Here is a 20,171-nt window from a genome sequence, read left to right as displayed (position 1 = left end):
ATCCGACGACCATGACGCCTTCGAAGCGAGACCGCGCCGAGGCCCTGCCCGCCGACCTGCGCGAAGCGCTGCGCCTGCGGCTGGCCGGGCGCTCCGGCGGCGCCCGGGCCGCCGCCGACCGGTCCATCCCGCAAGCCGACCGCAGCCGACCGCTGCCGCCCTCCTTCGTCCAGCAGCGCCTGTGGTTCCTGGACCGGCTGCGCCCCGGCGACCCCCGCTACAACAGCGCGGTCGCCGTACGGTTCACCGGCCCGCTGGACCGCGCGGCGCTCGCCGGGGCGCTGGCGGCCGTCGTGGCCCGCCACGAGGGGCTGCGGACCACCTTCGACGAGGCCGACGGCCGCCCGGTGCAGACCGTGCGGTCGGCCGGGCCGGTGCCGCTGCCCGTCCGGGAGCCGGCCGACGGGGAGACCCTCGACGCGATCCTGCTCCAGGAGTACTCCCGCCCCTTCGACCTCCGGCAGGGGCCGCTGCTGCGCGCCCTGCTGGTGCGCGAGTCGGACCGCTCGCACGTCCTGCAGGTGACGGCGCACCACATCGTCACCGACGGCTGGTCGATGGGCGTCGTCCTGGACGAACTGTGCACCGGCTACGAGGCCCTGGCCCGCGGCGCCGCCCCGGACCTGCCCCCGGTGGCGGTCCAGTACCCGGACTTCGCGGTGTGGCAGCGCGAACAGCTCTCCGGCGCCCGGCTGGAGGGCCAACTGGCCCACTGGAAGGCGAAACTGGCCGGTGCGGTGCCGCCGGAGCTGCCGCTGGACCACCCGCGGCGCGGCGAGGAGGCCGGCCCCGGCGCCGTCCACGCCTTCACCGTCCCCGCGCCGCTCACCGCCCGGCTGCGCGAGCTCGCGGCCGAGCGGCACGGCACCCTGCACACCGCCCTGGTCGCCGCCACCCAGGCGCTGCTGGCCCGCTGGTCCGGCCAGCAGGACGTCACCGTCGGCTCCCTGACGCCCGGGCGCTCCCGCACCGAGCTGGAACGGGCCGTCGGCTGCTTCGTCAACACCGTCGTCCTGCGCACCCGGGTGGAGCCAGCCGGATCCTTCCGCGACCTGCTCGCGGCCGCCACCGAGACCGGCAACGACGCGCTCGCGCACGGCGACACGCCCTTCGAACGGCTCGTCGAGGCGGTCGGCGCACCCCGCCAGGCGGGCCGCAACCCGCTGTTCGACGTGCTGGTCCTGCTGCACCCCGCGCCGCCCGAGGCCACCACCCCGCTGGGGTCGGCGCTCACCCCGGTCGTCGTGCCCCGGCAGGCCGCCACCTTCGACCTCAGCGTCGAGTTCGTCCCGGACGGCGAGGCGCTCACCGGCCTGCTGGAGTACCGCGCCGACCTCTTCGACGCGCCCACCGCCCGCCGGATGGCCGACCAGCTCCTGCTGCTGCTGGACGGCGCCGCCGCCGAGCCCGACCGACCGCTCGGCACCCTGCCGCTGCTCTCGCCCCGGGAGACCCGGCAGGTCACCCGGGACTGGAACGCCACCGCGCTGCCCGTCGAGGACACCAGCTACCCCGAGCTGTTCCGGCGCAGGGCCGCCCTGACCCCGCACGCCCCGGCCCTGGTCGCCGGAGCCGAGCGGCTCGACTACGCGACGCTCGACACCCGCGCCAACCGGCTCGCCCACCAGCTCATCGCCCGCGGCGCCGGCCCCGAACGGCTGGTCGCGCTGCGGCTGCCGCGCACCGCCGACATGATCGTGGCGATCCTCGCCGTCTGGAAGGCCGGCGCCGGCTACCTGCCCCTGGACCCGGCCCTGCCGGCCGAGCGCCTGCGCTACCTGCTCGACGACGCCCGCCCCGCCCTGGTCCTGGACGAACAGGCGCTCCGGGCGCTGCCCGACACCGGCCCGGACACCGACCCCGGTGACGCCGACCGGACCGCCCCGCTGCACCCCTCCAACACCGCGTACGTGCTCTACACCTCCGGCTCCACCGGCCGCCCCAAGGGCGTCGCCGTCCCGCACCGCGCGGTGGTGAACCTGCTCGCCGCCCACCGGGCGGGCTTCGTCGCCGACGCGGGCGGCGGGCCGCTGCGCGTGGCGCTGACCGCCTCGTTCTCCTTCGACACCTCCCTGGAGGGCGTGCTGCTGATGGCCGACGGCCACCCGCTGCACCTGGTCGACGAGACGACCCGGATGGACCCGGCCGCCCTGGTCGAGTACGTCGTGCGCCACCGCGTCGACTTCCTCGACCTGACCCCCTCCTACCTGCGCCAGCTGCTGCCCGCCGGGCTGCTCGACGACCCGCGCCACCGCCCCCGGGTGCTGATGCTCGGCGGTGAGGCCGTCGGGCCCCGGCTCTGGCGCGAACTCGCCGGGCACCCGGACGTCGCCGCCTACAACTACTACGGCCCCACCGAGTGCACGGTCGACGCGCTCGCCTGCCGCATCGCGGGCGGTGACCGGCCGCTGGTGGGCCGCCCGCTGCCCAACCTGCGCGCCTACGTCCTCGACGACCGGCTCCAGCCGGTGCCGCCCGGGGTGAGCGGCGAACTCCACCTCGCCGGCGAGCAGGTCGCCCGCGGCTACGCCGGCCGGCCGGGGCTGACCGCCGCCCGCTTCACCGCCGACCCGTACGGGCCGCCCGGCGCCCGGATGTACCGCACCGGCGACCTGGCCCGCTGGACGGCCGACGGGAGCCTGGAGTACCTCGGACGCGCCGACGACCAGGTCAAGGTGCGCGGCCACCGGATCGAACCCGGCGAGATCGAGGCAGCGCTGCTCGACCTGCCGCAGGTCGCCGCGGCCGCCGTCGCCGCCGTGCCCGACGCGCGCGGCCACACCCGGCTGGCGGCCTACCTGGTCTTCGCCGACGGCGCGGCACGCCCGTCCGCCGACCTGCGCGCCGCCCTGCGGCGGGTGCTGCCCGACCACCTGGTGCCGTCCTCGTTCACCGCGCTCGACACCCTGCCGCTCACCACCAGCGGGAAGCTGGACCGCCGAGCGCTGCCCGCCCCCGACCTCGAAGGCGAAGGAAGGGAAGGGGAGTTCGTGGCCCCGCGCACCCCCGAGGAGGAGACCCTCGCCGGGATCTGGGCCGAGGTGCTGGGCGTGGCGCGGGTCGGCGTCACCGACAACTTCTTCGAGCTCGGCGGCGACTCGATCCTGAGCATCCAGGCCGTCTCCCGGGCCCGCGCCGCCGGCCTGTGGATCGGCTCCCAGGACGTCTTCCGCCACCAGACCGTCGCCGACCTGGTCGCCGCCGCCCGCCCGGCCGCCGCCCCGGCCCCCCGGCCGCGCCGCGCGGACGGACCGGCCCCGCTCACCCCCGTCCAGGAGTGGTTCTTCGCCGCCCACGGCCCGCTGCGCCACTTCACCATGTCGATGCTGCTCGACCTGCCGCGCGACCTCGACGAGCCGGCCCTGGACCAGGCGCTGCGGGCGGTCCTGGCGGCCCACCCGGCGCTGCGCACCCGCTTCACCCGCGCCGGGGGCACCTGGCGCCAGGAGCCGGTCGCGGACCCGGGCACCGGGCTGCTGACCAGACTCGACCCGCCCGCCCCCGGCGCGGGCCCCGGCCCTGAAGCCGCCCGGGTCGAGGCCGCCGAGGCCGCCCGCGCCGCCCTGGACCCGGCCACCGGCACCCTGCTGCGCGCCGTCCTGTTCCGGGCCCGCGGCGACGCCCGGCCCCAACTCGTCCTGACCGCCCACCACCTGGCCGTCGACGGAGTCTCCTGGCGGGTGCTGCTCGCCGACCTGGAACAGGCCTACCGGCAGGCGGCGGCCGGGGACGCCCCGCACCTGGAGCCCGAGCCCACCCCGTTCACCGACTGGGCCCACCACCTCGCCGAACGGGTCCGGGCCGGAGGCCTCGACGACGACCTGCCCTACTGGAGCGCCGAGACCAGGGCCCCGGCGGCCCCGCTGCCCGTCGACCACCCCGGCACGCCCACGGCCGCCTCCGTGCGCACCCTGCGCACCCGACTCGACCGCGCCACCACCGAGGCCCTGCTGCGCAGAGTCCCCGAGGCCTACCGGACCCAGGTCAACGACGTGCTGCTCAGCGCGCTGGGCCGGGCCCTCGCCGACTGGACGGGCACCGAACGGGTGACCATCGCCCTGGAGGGCCACGGCCGCGAGGAACTCTTCGACGGCGTCGACCTCTCCCGGACGGTCGGCTGGTTCACCACCCGGTACCCCGTCACCCTCGCCCCGGCCGGCCCGGCCGGCGCCCCCGACTGGGCCGCCACCCTCAAGCAGGTCAAGGAGCGGCTGCGCGCCGTACCCCGCCGGGGCCTGAGCTACGAGGCCCTGGCCCGGCTCGGCCCGCCCGCCGCCGACGCCCTGAGGGACCGTCCGCTGCCGCAGGTCTGCTTCACCTACCACGGGCAGTGGACCGCCCCCGGGACCGGCGACTTCGCGCCCGCCGGCCAGGCGCCGGGCCGGGAGCTCGCCCCCGACGAACCCCTGGACCACCTGCTCGATGTCTCCGCGGTCGTCGCCGACGGCGAACTGGAACTCACCTGGCACTACAGCGACCAGGCGCACGAGGCGGCCACCGTCCGCGCGCTGGCGCAGGCCACGGCCGCGGCGCTGACCGGCATCGTCGAGCACTGCGCCCGCCCCGACGCCGGCGGCCGCACCCCCTCCGACTACCCGCTGGCCGGACTGGACCAGGCCGGGGTGGACCGGATCGCCGGCGACGGGCGGGACGTCGAGGACCTGCTGCCGCTCACCCCGCTCCAGGAGGGCATGCTCTTCCACCGCCTGGTCGGCGGCCCCGACGACGTCTACGTGGACCAGGCCGGCCTGCTGCTGGAGGGCGTGGGCGACCCGTACGCCTTCGCCCTGGCCTGGCAGCGGGTCGCCGACCGCACGCCCGCCCTGCGCACCTCGGTGGTGTGGGAGGGCGTCCCCGCCCCCCTCCAGGTCGTGCGCCGCGGCGTCCGGCTGCCGGTGACCCACCTGGACCTGCGGGCGGTCGACCCGGGCGAGCGCGCCGACCGGCTGGCCCGGCTGCGCGCGGACGACCTCGCCCACGGGCTGGACCTCGCCACGGCGCCGCTCACCCGGCTCACCCTGGTCCGGCTGCCCGAGGCCCGCCTGCACCTGCTGTGGACCTCCCACCACCTGATCCTGGACGGCTGGAGCCTGGCCCAGGTGCTCACCGACGTGTTCGAGGAGTACGCGGCCCTCACCACCGGGGGCGTGCCGACACCGGCGGTGCGCCGGCCCTTCGCCGACTACGTGCACTGGCTGGCCGGGCAGGACACCGCGGCCGCCCGCGCGCACTGGCGGGGCGTCCTGGACGGCTTCGCCACCGCCACCCCGCTGCCCGCCGACCGCGTCCGGCGCGAGGCCCACCGGGCCCGCTCGGCGCTCGCGCACACCGCCGGCCTGTCGCCGGAGGCCTCCGAGCGGCTGGCCCGCACCGCCCGGCAGGCCGGGCTCACCCTCGGCACCGTGGTGCAGGGCGCCTGGGCCCTGCTGCTCTCCCGGTACAGCGGCGAGCCGGACGTGCTGTTCGGGACGACCGTCTCCGGACGCCCCGACGAACTGCCCGGCGTCGAGTCGATGATCGGCATGTTCATCAACACCCTGCCCACCAGGGTCCTGGTCGACGGCGACCGCACCGCCGCCGACTGGCTGCGCGACCTCCAGGAGGCCCAGGCCGAGGCCCGGCGCCACGCCGCGGTGTCCCTCGCCGAACTCACCGCCTTCAGCGGCGTGCCGTCCGGCGGCACGCTGTTCGACAGCATCGTCGCCTTCGAGAACTACCCCTTCGACGACGCCCGCACGGCCGACAGCGGGGTGCGCCTGGTGGAGGTCACCTCCCGGGACGCCACCAACTACCCGCTCGTCCTGCGCGCCTACCAGGGCGGGCACTTCGGCTTCGACCTCGCCTACGACCCGGAGCTGTTCGACGCCGCGACGGTCCGCGCCCTCGCCGAGCGGCTCTGCCTGCTGCTCACCGGACTGGCCGCCGGACTGGACCGGCCGCTGCGCGCCCTGGAGTGGACGACCGCGCAGGAGCGGCGGCTGCTGACCGAGTGGGACGGCACCGTGCGGGGCCGCCCCGACCGGACCCTGGTCGACCTCTTCGAGGCGCAGGCCGCCCGCACCCCGCACGCCGAGGCCGTCACCTGCGGCGACGAGCACCTCGACTACGCCGCCCTGGACGCGCGGGCCGGCCGGCTCGCCCACCGGCTGGCCGGACTCGGCGCCGGGCCCGAGCGGTTCGTGGCCCTCGCGCTGCCCCGCACGGCCGACCTGGTCGTGGCCGTCCTCGCCGTCCTCAAGACGGGCGCGGCCTACCTGCCGCTCGACCCGGGCCTGCCGGCCGAACGCCGCGCCCAACTGCTGGGCGACGCCGCCCCGGTGGCCCTGGTGACCCACGCACCCGGCGGGCCGTCCGAGCACGGGGTGCCCGTCCTCTCCCTGTCGGACCCGCGGCTGCGCGCCGACCTGGCCCGGGGCCCGGCCGCCCCGCTCGCCGCCGGGCACCGCCCGCTGCCCGACAGCCCCGCCTACGCCATCTTCACCTCCGGCTCCACCGGCCGCCCCAAGGGCGTCGTGGTGCCGCACGCCAACGTGGTGCGGCTGTTCGAGCAGACCGAGGACGTGTTCGGCTTCGGCGCCGAGGACGTCTGGACGCTGTTCCACTCCTACACCTTCGACTTCTCGGTCTGGGAGCTGTGGGGCCCGCTGCTGCACGGCGGCCGGCTCGTCGTCGTGCCCGAGGACACCGCCCGCTCCCCGGAGGACTTCCTGCGGCTGCTCGCCGACGAAGGCGTCACCGTCCTCAACCAGACCCCGTCCGCCTTCCACCCGCTGGCCCGCGCCGACGCCGAACACCCCGAGCTCTCCCGCCGGCTGGCGCTGCGCACGGTGGTCTTCGGCGGCGAGGCGCTGGACGCAGGCCGCCTCGCCGACTGGTACGACCGCCACCCGCAGGACGCGCCGCGCCTGGTGAACATGTACGGCATCACCGAGACGACCGTGCACGTCACCCAGGCCCCGCTGGACCGCACGACCGCGGCGGCCGGCGGCCCCGCACCGATCGGCACCGGCCTCCAGGACCTGCGGCTGTACGTCCTCGACACCGACCTGGCCCCGGTGCCCCCGGGCGCCGTGGGCGAGCTGTACGTGGCGGGGGAGGGGCTGGCCCGCGGCTACCTCGACCGGCCCGGCCTGACCGCCACCCGCTTCCTCGCCGACCCGTTCGGGGCCCCGGGCACCCGGATGTACCGCACCGGCGACCGGGCGCGCCGACAGGCCGACGGCACCCTTCGCTACCTGGGCCGCGCCGACCAGCAGGTCAAGATCCGCGGCTACCGGATCGAACCCGGCGAGATCGAGGCCGCCCTCCAGACCCACCCGGGTGTGGGCGCCGCCACCGTGGGCGTGTACCAGGACGCCTCCGGCACCCGCCGACTGGTCGCCCACGTCGTCGCCGGCCCCGGCGCGGCTCACCCCCCGGCCGCCGCCGACCTGCGCGCCCACCTCGAACGGCTGCTGCCCGCCTACCTGGTGCCCGCCGCGTACGTCCCCCTGGCGGTCCTGCCGCTCACCCCCAACGGCAAGCTCGACCGGCGCGCGCTGCCCGCGCCCGGCCCGGAGGGCTTCGCCGCCGGCCGGCAGCGCACCGCGCCCCGCACCCGCGCCGAGCGGCTGGTCGCCGCGGCCTGGACGGAGGTCCTGGACACCGGGGAGATCGGCGCCGAGGACGACTTCTTCGCCCTGGGCGGCGACTCCATCCTCGCCGTCCGGGTCACCGCCCGGCTGCGCGCGGCCTTCGGGGCGGCGGATCTCTCGCCCCGGCTGCTGTTCAGCCACCCGGTGCTGGCGGACCTGGCCGAGGCCCTCGGCTCGCTCGGCGAGCCGGGCGCGGCGGACGGCCCGTCGGCCCTGGTCATCCCGGCCGCGGACCCGGCGGCCGAGCCGCCGCTGTCGTACGCCCAGCAGCGGCTCTGGTTCCTCGACCGGTTCGAGCCGGGCAGCACCGAGTACACCTCGCTGTCCGTGCTGCGCCTGCGCGGAGCGCTCGACCCGGCCGCGCTGGGCACCGCCCTGGACGCCCTGGTCGCCCGGCACGAGGCGCTGCGGACCACCTTCGCCGAGCGGGACGGCCGCGCCCGGCAGGTGGTGCGCCCGCCGCAGCCGGTCGAGCTGCCGTGCGAGGACCTCGCCGGGGCGCCCCCGGCGGCCCTGGACGCGCTGCTGGAGCGGATCGCCGGCACCCCGTTCGACCTGGCCGCCGGGCCCCTTCTGCGGGCCCGGCTGGTCCGGACGGCCGCGGACGAGCACGTGCTCGCGCTGGCCGTGCACCACATCGCCACCGACGGCTGGTCGATGGGCGTCCTGGGCCGCGACCTGGGCGAGCTGTACGCGGCGGCCCGCGAGGGACGCCCGCCACGGCTGCCCGCGCTGCCCGTGCGCTACACCGACTACGCGTCCTGGCAGCGCGCGCGCACCGACCTCGCCGAGGCGGACCTCGCCCACTGGCGCCGGGCCCTGGACGGCCTGACCCCGCTGGAGCTGCCCACCGACCGGCCGCGCCCGGCCGTACGCACCCGGGACGGCGCGCTGGTCGCCTTCACCCTGCCCGCCGGGCTGACCGCGCGGTTGCGCGAACGGGGCCGGGAGGTCGACGGCACCCTCTACACCACCCTCCTGGCGGCCTGCCAGGTCCTGCTCGCCCGCTGGTCCGGGCAGCAGGACATCGCGGTCGGCACCGTCACCTCGGGCCGCGAGCAGGGCGAACTCCACGACGTGGTCGGCATGTTCGTCAACACCCTGGTGCTGCGCGGCGCCGTCCGGCCGGAGCTGTCGTTCCGCGAACTGCTGGCCGCCGCCCACGGCACCGTCCTGGAAGCGCTCGCCCACCAGGAGGTGCCCTTCGAGCGGCTGGTGGACGCCCTCCAGCCGGAGCGCGACACCAGCCGCACGCCGCTCTTCCAGGTCATGGTGGCCCTGCACAACCTCGGCGCCGAGGTGCCGAACCTGCCGGGCCTGATGGTGGAGCCGGTCACCCCGCCCGTCCACGGCGCCACCTTCGACCTCTCCTTCGACTTCGTCGAGCGCGACGGCGGCCTGACCGGCTATCTGGAGTACAACACCGGGCTGTTCGACGCGCGGACCGCCGAGCACCTGGCCGGCTGGCTGGGCACCCTGCTGGAGGCCGTGGCCGAGGCGCCGGAGACGGCCGTCGGGGCGCTGCCGCTGATGACGGCCGACGAACGGCGCCGGGTGCTGCGGCAGGGGCGGGGCACGCCGCTGCCCGCGCCGGACACCACCTTCCCCGCCCTGTTCGAGGCGCAGGCCGCCCGCACCCCGGACGCCACCGCCCTGGTCGCCCGGGACGCCACCCTCGACTTCGCCGCCCTCAACGCGCGGGCCAACCGGCTCGCCCGCCACCTCGCCGCCCTCGGCGCCGGCCCGGAGCAGGTGGTCGCGGTCCGGCTGCCGCGCACCTCGGACCTGCTGGTGGCGCTGTTCGCGGTGCTCAAGGCGGGCGCCGCCCTGCTCTTCGTCGACCCGGACCTGCCCGAGGACCGGGCCGCCCTCCTCCTCGACGACACCCGGCCCCGGGTGGTGCTGACCGGGCAGGCCCTGCGCGAGGTGCCGTGGGACGCGCTGCCCGCCCACGACCTGACCGACGCCGAGCGGACCGCCCCCCTGCTGCCGCAGCACGCCGCCTACCTCGTCCACACCTCCGGCTCGACCGGCCGCCCCAAGGGCGTCGTCGTCGAACACCGCCAGCTGGTCAACCTCTGCCGGGACCACCAGGAGGGCCTGGTCGCGCCGCACACCGCCGACGGAGGGCGGCTGCGGGCCGCGCTCAGCGCCTCCTTCTCCTTCGATACCAGCTGGGAGGGCCCGCTGCTGCTCGCACTGGGCCAGGAGCTCCACCTGATCGACGAGGACGTCCGGCTGGACCCGCAGGCGTTCTGCGCCCAGGTCGTCGACCGCCGTCTGGACCTGGTCAACGTCACCCCCTCCTTCCTGCGCGAACTCACCGCCGCCGGACTGCTCGCCCCCGGCCCGCACCACCCGCGCCTGCTGCTGGTCGGCGGCGAGGCCGTCCCCGCCGCCGTCTGGCGGGAGCTGTGCGCGGCGCACGCGGACCTCGGCGTCACCGCCTACAACATGTACGGGCCCACCGAGTGCACCGTCGACGCCGCCTACGCCCGGTGCGCGGACCACCCCGAGCGCCCCGTCATCGGCCGCCCCGGCCGCAACCTGGGCGCCTACCTGCTCGACGGCGCCCTGCGGCCGGTGCCGCCCGGCATGCCGGGGGAGCTGTACCTGGCGGGGGAGCAGGTGGCCCGCGGCTACCTGAACCGGCCCGGGCTGACGGCCGCCCGCTTCCTCGCCGACCCCTACGGCCCGCCCGGGGCCCGGATGTACCGCACCGGCGACCTGGCCCGCTGGGACGCGAACGGGCAACTGGAGTTCCGGGGCCGGGCCGACGAACAGGTCAAGGTCCGCGGGTTCCGGATCGAGCCCGGGGAGGTGGAGGCCGCCCTGCTCGCCCACCCGGACGTCGCCGACTGCGCGGTCGCCGCGCGCGAGCACGCCGGCCGTACGGTGCTCGTCGGCTACCCGGTGCCCGCCGGCCGCCGCGTGCCGACCGCCGAGGAACTGCGGACCTGGCTGCGGCGGACGCTGCCCGACTACCTGGTGCCCGTCGCGTTCGTCCCGCTGGCCCGAATACCGCGGACCACCGGCGGCAAGACCGACCGGCGCGCGCTGCCCGCCCCGCCCGCCCAGCCCGACCGCACCACCCCGTACGTCGCACCGCGGCCCGGAGCCGAGGAACGGCTCGCCGCGATCTGGGCCGAGGTGCTGGGCGTGGAGCGCGTCGGCACCCGGGACAACTTCTTCGCGCTCGGCGGCGACTCCATCCTCAGCATCCAGATCGTCTCCCGCGCCCGCGCCGCCGGGCTCGCCCTCACCACCAAGGACGTCTTCCGGCACCAGAACATCGCCGAACTCGCCCTGTGTGCAGGAGATCTGACCGATCGCCAGGAAGGCGGCGAAGCCGAGCCCGGCGAGGCGCCGCTCACCCCGATCCAGCACTGGTACCTCGACGGCCGCCGCCCCGGCGACGCCCTGCGCTTCACCATGACCCAGCGCCTGGAACTGGCCCCCGGCACCGATCCGGCGGCCCTGCGCCGGGCGGTGCTGGCCCTGGTGGAGCACCACCCGGCCCTGCGCACCCGCTTCCACCGCACCGAGGTCGGCTGGCGCCAGGAGGTGCTTCCCCAGGGGGCGGACGGCATCTTCACCCGGCACGACGTCAGCCACCCGGACCTCGCCGGCCATGACGCGGAGGCGCAGGTCCAGCGCGCCACCGACGAGGCCCAGCGCTCCCTCGACCCCGTCGACGGCCGGTTGCTGCGGGCCCTGTTCTTCGACCCCAGCCCCCGGCAGCCGGGCCAACTCGTCCTCACCGTGCACCACCTGGCCGTGGACGGCGTCTCCTGGCGCATCCTGCTGGCCGACCTCGAAGCGGCGTACCGCACGGCCCGCGCCGGAGCCCCCGTCGCCCTGCCGCCGACCGGCACGTCCTACGGCCGCTGGGCCACCCGGCTGGAGCGGCACACCCGCGCCGGCGCCCTGGACGGCGACCTCGGCCACTGGACGCGCACCGGCGCGGCCCCGGCCGACCTGCCCGCCGGCCGCCCCGCCCCTGACGCCGGCGCCTCCAACACCCACGCCACCGCCGCCACCGTCCAGGTGACGCTGGACGAGCGGACCACCGAGGCGCTGCTGCGCCGCGTCCCCGAGGTCTACCGCACCCAGGTCAACGACGTCCTGCTCAGCGCCCTGGGCCGCACCCTGGCCCGTTGGTGCGGCCGGGACACCGTGCTGGTCGGAGTGGAGGGGCACGGCCGCGAGGACCTGTTCGAGGACCTGGACCTCTCCCGGACGGTGGGCTGGTTCACCGCCGAGTTCCCGCTCGCCCTGCGCGTCGACCCCGACGCCGGATGGCACGACACCCTGCGCTCGGTCAAGGAGCAACTGCGCGCCGTCCCGCTGCGCGGACTCAGCCACGGCGCGCTGCGCCACCTGCGGCCGGACGGCCCGCTGACCGGCTCGGCGGCGCCGCAGATCGGCTTCAACTACCACGGCCAGTGGGACACCCGCGGCGGCGCCGACGGCCTGGTCCGCGGCGCGCTGCCCCCGGCCGGTCGCGACACCGACCCCGACGAGCCCCGCCCCTACCTGCTGGACATCATCGGCGCGGTCCAGGACGGCCGCCTCGAACTGGCGTGGACCTACCCCGCCGCCGTCTACGACGAGGCCACCGTCCGCGGGCTCGCCGAGGAGATGGGCGCCGCGCTGCGCGAGCTGGCAGCGCACTGCGCCCGCCCGGACGCCGGCGGCCGCACCCCGTCGGACTTCCCGCTCGCCGGCCTCGACCAGGACCGGCTGGACCGGCTCGTCGGCGACGGGCGCGAGACCGACGACGTGCTCCCGCTGACGCCGCTGCAGTCCGGCATGCTCTTCCACGGGCTCGTCGACGCCGACGGCGCCTACGTGGACCGGATCGCGGTGCGCCTGGCCGGCGTGGCCGACCCGCGGGCCTTCGCCGAGGCCTGGCAGCAGGTCGCCGACCGCACCCCGGCACTGCGTTCCAGTGTTCACTGGCGGGGCCTGCCGCACCCCGTCCAGGTGGTCGCGCGGCATGCCGCACTGCCCGTCCGCCGGCTCGACTGGCGCGACCTGACGCCCGGGCAGCGCGCCGACCGGACGGAGCGGCTGCTCGCCGAGGAGCGCGCCGCCGGGATGGACCTCGCCACCGCGCCGCTCACCCGGCTGACCCTGGCCGCGCTGCCCGGCGACGAGGTCCTGCTGCTGTGGTCCACCCACCACCTGATCCTGGACGGCTGGAGCACCGGACAACTGCTCACCGAGGTGTGCGAGGAGTACGCCGCGCTGACCGGCGGCCCGCAGGCGCCCCGGCCGGTCCGACGGCCGTTCGCGGACTTCCTGGGCTGGCTGCACGAGCGGGACGAGGAGGCGGCCGAGGCCCACTGGCGCGGCCTGCTGGCCGGGTTCACCGGCCGGACCCCGCTGCCGTACGACCGCCCGCCGACGCGGGCCCACCGCGCCCGCTCCAGCGCCGCGGCCCGCCGCGAACTGGACGAGACGCTCTCCCGGCGGCTGCGCGAGAACGCCGCGGCCGCCGGACTGACCGTCAACACCGTGGTGGAGGGCGCCTGGGCGCTGCTGCTGGCCCGCTACAGCGGCGGCGACGACGTGGTCTTCGGCACCACCGTGTCCGGGCGCCCGGCCGAACTGCCCGGCGTCGAGTCGATGATCGGCCTGTTCATCAACACCGTGCCGACCAGGGTCCCGATCCCCTCGGGCGGCGTGCTGCCCTGGCTGCGGGAGCTCCAGGAACGCCAGAGCGACGGCCGCCGCTTCGACCACCTGGCACTACCACGCGTCCAGGCCCTGAGCGACCTGCCCGCCGGGGAGCCGCTGTTCGACAGCATGGCGGTCTTCGAGAACTACCCCGTCGACGAGTCGGCCGCCGACCGGACCGGGGTGCGGGTGGTCGAGGTGCGCGCCGACGACGCCACCACCTTCCCCTGGTGCCTGCGCGCCCACCTGGCCGAGCGGCTCGGCTTCGACCTGGCCTACGACCCCGCGCTCTTCGACCACCGGACGGCCCACGGCGCGGCCGACCGCCTGGTCCTGCTGCTCACCGCCCTCGCCGACGGCCTCGACGGCGACCTCGCCGAGCTGGACCGGCTCACCCCCGCCGACCGGGAGCAGCTGGCCTCCTGGCACGGAACCGCCCGCCCGGTGGCGCCGCGCAGCCCGCTCCAGGTCTTCGCCGAGCAGGTCCGGCGCACCCCCGGCGCGCCCGCCGTGCGCGACGGCGACCGCGAGCTGACCTACCGCCAACTCGACGACTGGTCCGACCGCCTGGCGGCCCGGCTGCTGGCCGACGGCCTGGCCCCCGAAGACCGGGTGGCGCTGCTGATGGACCGCTCCGCCGAACTCGTCGCCGCCCAGCTGGCCGTCCTCAAGGCGGGCGGTGCCTACCTGCCCGTCGACCTCCGGGCCCCCGAGGAGCGCCGCCGCGCCCTGCTCGACCAGGTCGGCGCCGCCCTGCGGCTCACCGCCGAGCAGGTCACCGCCGCGCGCACCGGCGCGGCCGGGCCGGTGGCGGCGGCCCTGCCGCCCGCCGACCCCGACCGGCTGGCGTACGTGATGTTCACCTCGGGCTCCACCGGGGTGCCCAAGGCGGTGGCGGTACGGCACCGCGACGTGGCCTCGCTCGCCACCGACAGCCGCTTCGCCGACGGCCGCTGCGCACGGGTGCTGCTGCACTCGCCGGTCGCCTTCGACGCCGCCACCTTCGAGGTCTGGGCGCCGCTGCTGGGCGGCGGCTGCGTGCTCGTCGCCCCCGACGGGCCGGTGGACGCCGCCCTGCTGCGGCGGCTCGCCGGACCGGACGGGCCGACGGCGCTGTGGCTCACCGCCGGGCTCTTCCGGCTGCTCGCCCAGGACGCGCCGGACTGCTTCGCGGGCCTGCGCACGCTGTGGACCGGCGGGGACGTGGTGCCCGCCGCCGCGGTGCGCCGCGTCCTGGCGGCCTGCCCCGGGCTGACCGTGGTGGACGGCTACGGGCCCACCGAGACCACGACCTTCGCCACCGCCTTCGCCGTCGCGGAGGCGGCGGCGGTGCCCGACACCCTGCCGATCGGCCACCCCCTGGACGACCGCCGCGTCCACGTCCTCGACCGGCGCCTGCGGCCCGTCCCGCCGGGCTGCGCGGGCGAACTGTACGTCGCCGGCGAGGGCGTGGCCCGCGGCTACCTGGGCCGGCCCGGCGAGACCGCGGCCCGCTTCCTCGCCGACCCCTCCGGCCCGCCCGGCGCCCGGATGTACCGCACCGGCGACCTGGCGAGGCGGCGCCCGGACGGCACCGTCGAGTTCCTGGGCCGCGCGGACGACCAGGTGAAGATCCGCGGCTTCCGGGTCGAACCCGGCGAGGTGGAGGCCGCACTCGCCCGCCACCCCCAGGTCACCGACGTCGCCGTGGTCACCCGCGAGGACCGGCCCGGCGCCCGGCGCCTGGTGGCCTACGTGGTCGGCCCGGCGGGCGCCGAACCCGGGGAACTGCGGGCCTTCGCCGCCCGCGCGCTGCCCGACTACCTCGTCCCCGCCGCCTTCGTCCCGCTCGCCGCCCTCCCGCTGAGCCGCAACGGCAAGGTCGACCGGGCGGCCCTCCCGGCGCCGGACGAGGAGCACGGGAGCGGACGCCGCGCGCGGATCGAGCCGCGCACCGAGGCCGAACGCCGCACCGCCGAGGTCTTCGGGGACGTCCTGGGCATCCGGCCGCCCGGCGTGGAGGACGGCTTCTTCGAGCTGGGCGGCGACTCGATCCTCAGCATCCGGCTCGTCGCCCGCCTGGCCGAGGCCTTCGGCGCCGACCTCACCCCCCGCGCCGTCTTCGACCACCCCACACCGGCCGGCCTGGCCCGCCTGCTCACCGAGGAGCAGGGCCGCCCGGGAAGCCCGGGAAGCCCGGGGCGCCCGCCCGTCCTCCCGGTCGCCCGCGACGGCGCCGCGCCGATGTCCTACGCCCAGCAACGCCTGTGGTTCCTGGAGGAGTTCGCGCCCGGCGGCGCCGAGTACGTCACCGCGCTCGCGCTGCGCCTGCGCGGCGTCCTGGACACCGACGCCCTCGGCGCGGCACTGCGCGCCCTCGCGGCCCGGCACGAGTCGCTGCGCACCACCTTCGACAGCGTCGACGGCCACGGCGTCCAGCTCGTCCACCCGCCGCAGGACGTGCCGCTGCCGCTGCACGACCTGTCCGGCCGGCCGGCGCAGCCTCGGGCGGAGGCCCTGCGCGGCCTGCTCGCCGCCGAGCGGGCCCGCCCCTTCGACCTGCGCCGCGGACCGCTGCTGCGCACCGCCCTGGTGCGGCTGGCCGAGGGCGACCACGTGCTGGCCCTGACCCTGCACCACATCGTCACCGACGGCTGGTCGACCGCCGTCCTGCTCACCGATCTGGCCCACCTCTACCGCGCCGAACTCGGCTCCGGGGAGAGCCGGTTGGCGCCGCTGCCGGTGCAGTACGCCGACTACGCGCACTGGCAGCGCACGGTCGGAGCCGCCGGGGCCGACCAACTCGCCTACTGGAAGGAGCAGTTGGCCGACGTCTCGACGCTGCGCCTGCCCACCGACCGGCCTCGGCCCGCCGTGCGCACCACCAACGGGGCCACCGCCCGCCTGGAGCTGCCCGCCGACACGGCCCGCCGACTGGCCCGGGTCGGCCGGGAGCGCGGCGCCACCCTGTTCACCACCCTGGTCGCCGCCGCGCAGGCCTACCTCGCCCGGCTCGGCGGCGACCAGGACATCGCCGTCGGCACCGTCACCTCAGGCCGCGAGCAGGCGGAGACCCAGAGCCTCGTCGGCTTCTTCGTCAACACCCTGGTGCTGCGCTCGCGGGTGGAACCCGCGCAGCCCTTCGGCGACTTCCTCGGCGCGGTCCGGCAGACCGTCCGGGACGCCTTCGCCCACCAGGACGTGCCGTTCGAGCGCGTGGTCGACGAGGTGCAGCCGGTGCGCGACACCAGCCGCAGCCCGCTCTTCCAGGCCCTGGTCGTCCTCCAGAACACCCCGGCCGCCGACCTCGACCTCCCGGGCCTGCACGTGACCGACGTCGAGACCGACACCACGCAGGCGGCCTTCGACCTCGCGCTGGAGTTCGCGGAGGCCGACTCCGGCGCGCTGCACGGCCTGATCACCTACAACACCGACCTGTTCGACCCGGCCACGGCCGAGCGGATGGCCGGGCAGCTCGCCACCCTGCTCACCGCCGTCGCCGAGGACCCGGATCGCGCCATCGGCACGCTGCCGCTCGCCGGTGGCGACCAGCTGGCCGCCGAACTGGACCGGGCGCGCGGCACCTTCCGCCCCGTCCCCGAGGCGACCCTGGCCGAACTCTTCGAGCGCCGGGCCGCCCGCACCCCCGACGCGGTGGCGCTGCTCGACGGCGGCCGCGAGCTGAGCTATGCCGAGGTGGAGCGGGTGGCCAACCGGCTGGCCCACCGGCTCATCCGGCGCGGCGTGGGGCCGGAGCGGCTGGTCGCCCTCGCCCTGCCCCGCTCGGCGGCGGCGGTGGTGGCCCAGCTCGCCGTCGCCAAGGCCGGCGGCGCCTTCCTCCCGGTGGACCCGGACTACCCGGCGCCCAGGCGGGAGTTCATGGTGCGCGACGCGGGCGCCCACCTGGTGCTCGACGACCCGGCTGAGGTGTGGTCCGCCGACGGGCCACAGACCCCGCCCACCGACGCCGACCGCGCCACCGACCGCGAGACCGCGCCCACCGACGCCGACCGCGCCACCCCGCTCACCCCCGGACACCCGGCCTACGTCATCTACACCTCCGGATCGACCGGCACGCCCAAGGGCGTCCTGGTGACCCACGCCGGACTCGCCGCCTTCGCGGAGGCCGCCGCCGAGCAGTACGCCGCCGGCCCCGGGGCCAGGGTGCTCCAGTTCGCCTCGCCCAGCTTCGACGCCTCCGTCCTGGAACTGTGCGTCTCCCTGCTCAGCGGGGCCACCCTGGTCACGGGGGAGGAAGGGCCGCTCGTCGGCGAGCGGCTGGCCGAGGTCCTGGCCGAACGGCGCATCACCCACGCCCTGATCCCCCCGGCGGCCCTGGCCACCGTGGACCCGGCGACGGCCGCGACCCTGCCCGCCCTGCGCACCCTGGTCGTCGGGGCGGAGGCCTGCCCGGCCGATCTGGTCGACACCTGGGCCCCCGGCCGTCGGATGATCAACTCCTACGGCCCCACCGAGGCCACCGTGGTCGCCACCTGGACCGGCCCGCTGTCGCCGGGCACCGGCGCACCGGCGATCGGCCGCCCCGGCGGCGCCGCCCGCAGCTACGTCCTGGACGCCGCCCTGCGGCCGGTGCCGCCCGGCGTGACCGGAGAGCTCTGGCTGGCCGGCCCCGGCCTCGCCCGCGGCTACCTCGGCCGCCCGGGACTGACGGCCGGGCGGTTCCTCGCCGACCCCTTCGGCGCACCGGGCGAGCGGATGTACCGCACCGGCGACCTCGCCCACCGGGACGCCGACGGCGAACTGCGCTTCGCCGGCCGCGTCGACGACCAGATCAAGCTGCGCGGCTTCCGGATCGAACCGGGCGAGATCGAGAGCGCGCTGCGCCGCAGCCCCCTGGTGCGCGACGCCGTCGTCACCGTGCGCGCCGACGCCCCCGGGAGCGGTGCGGGCTCCGGGGCCGGCCGGCTGGTCGCCTACGTCGTCCCGGCGGTCGGGGCCGGAGCGGGCGGTGCCGCACCGGAGGGCGACGACGATGGGGCCACTGCGGGCCTGCCCGCCGCCGAACTGCGCGCCCACCTGGCCGGGTTGCTGCCGCCGCACCTCGTCCCGTCGGTGTTCGTCCCGCTGGAACGGCTGCCGCTCACCCCGAACGGCAAGCTCGACCGGCGGGCCCTGCCCGAACCCGGGCCCGTGCAGGCCGCGGCCGGTCCGCGCCGGGAGCCGGGCACCGACACCGAACGCCGGATCGCCCGGATCTGGGCCGACGTCCTGGGCATCGAGGAGGTCGGCGCCGACGACAACTTCTTCCTGCTCGGCGGCGACTCCATCCTCAGCATGCAGGTGGTGTCCAGGCTGCGCCGGGACGGCCTGTACCTCGCCACCCGGGAGCTCTTCACCCACCAGACGGTGGCCGAACTGGCCACCGTGGTGCGCACCGCCCCCGACCGCGAGGACGACGGCCCGGTCACCGGGGACGTGCCGCTCACCCCCATCCAGGAGTGGTTCCTGGCCACCCCGCGCGCCGCCCACCACCACTTCAACCAGTCGACCCTGCTCGAACTCGGCGCCGACCCCGACCCGCGGGCACTGCGGGCCGCGCTGGACGCCCTGCTCGAACACCACGACGCCCTGCGGCTGCGTTTCACCCACGACGAGACGGGCTGGCACCAGTTCAACCCGCCGCCGGCCCCCGCCGAGGACGTCCTCGTCCGGTACGACCTGACCGGGCAGAGCGCCGAGGTCGCCGACGCGGCCATGGCCAAGGCGGCCGACGAACTGCACGCCGGCTTCGACCTGGCCCGGGGCCCGCTGCTGCGGGCGGCCCTGTTCACCGGCGCCCCGGACCGCCCGGCGCTCCTGCTGCTGGTCGCCCACCACCTGGTCGTCGACGCCGTCTCCTGGCGCCTGCTGCGCGACGACCTGGAGAGCGCCTACCGGCAGGCCGCCCTGGGCACGGCGATCACGCTGGGGGAGCGCGGCACCTCCTACCGGGACTGGGCGCTCCGGCTCGCGGCCCATGTCGCCGACGGCGGCCTGGACCACGAACTGCCCTACTGGGACGAGGCGGTGAGCGCCGCCGAGGCCCTGCCCGGCCGACCCGCCGTGCCCGGTCCCGCTGACCCCGGTGCCGCTGACCCGGGTGCCGCTGACCCGGGTGCCGCTGACCCCGGTGCGGCCGAGCCCGGGACCGTCGAACCCGGTGCCGCCGAGACCGCGACGGTCACCGTCGAACTGGACGAGGAGGACACCGAGGCACTGCTGCGCGCGGCCCCGGCGGCCTACCGCACCCGCGTCAACGACGTGCTGCTGACCGCCCTGGCCCTGGCACTGGCCCGCTGGACCGGCCACGAGCGGATCCGGCTGGACCTGGAGGGGCACGGCCGGGAGGACGTCGTGGAGGGCGTGGACCTGTCCCGCACGGTCGGCTGGTTCACCACCATGCACCCGGTCACCTTCCACGTCCCCGACCCCGATGACCTCGGCCCGGACCGCGACTGGCGCGCCCTGGTGAAGTCGGTCCGCCGCCAGCTGCGCGCCGTGCCGGGCAACGGGCTGGGCTTCGGCGCCCTGCGCACCTTCGGCCCGCCCGAGGTCCGCGAGCGCCTCGCCGCCGGCGCGCACGGCCAGGTGGTCTTCAACTACCTCGGCCAGTGGGACGCGCGGCCCGAGACCGCCGGCGACGGCCTGGTCCGCGCCGAGCACGGCTCCTTCGGGCAGGACCACGACCCCCGCGACGGCGGCTCGCATCCGGTGGAGGTGGTGGGCGCGGCGCAGCACGGGCGCCTCGCCTTCACCTGGCACCACCGCCCCGCCCTCCACGACACGGCGACCGTGCGCCGGGCGGCCGAGGAGTTCGCCGTGGCGCTGCGGCACATCGCCCGGCACGCCCGGGGAGGACGGTGACGGCCGCCCACC

Annotated in this window: 1 protein-coding gene; it reads left to right on the top strand. The window is 77.1% G+C overall.

Annotation, left to right across the window (positions count from 1 at the left end):
- Positions 1-11: 11 nt before the first annotated feature.
- Positions 12-20,159, top strand: a complete 20,148-nt coding sequence (locus tag AB0P03_RS23580) for a non-ribosomal peptide synthase/polyketide synthase (protein WP_363630605.1) — start codon at positions 12-14, stop codon at positions 20,157-20,159.
- The last annotated feature ends 12 nt before the right edge of the window (positions 20,160-20,171 follow it).

Source organism: Kitasatospora sp. NPDC088779, from assembly GCF_040685395.1.
GTDB lineage: Bacteria > Actinomycetota > Actinomycetes > Streptomycetales > Streptomycetaceae > Kitasatospora.
Note: the sequence above shows the minus strand (reverse complement) of the source record. Positions and strands in the feature narration are given on the sequence as shown.

Excerpts from the sequence above, each read along its gene's own strand:
- AB0P03_RS23580 (WP_363630605.1), top strand. The coding sequence starts at position 12 with ATGACGCCTTCGAAGCGAGACCGCGCCGAGGCCCTGCCCGCCGACCTG.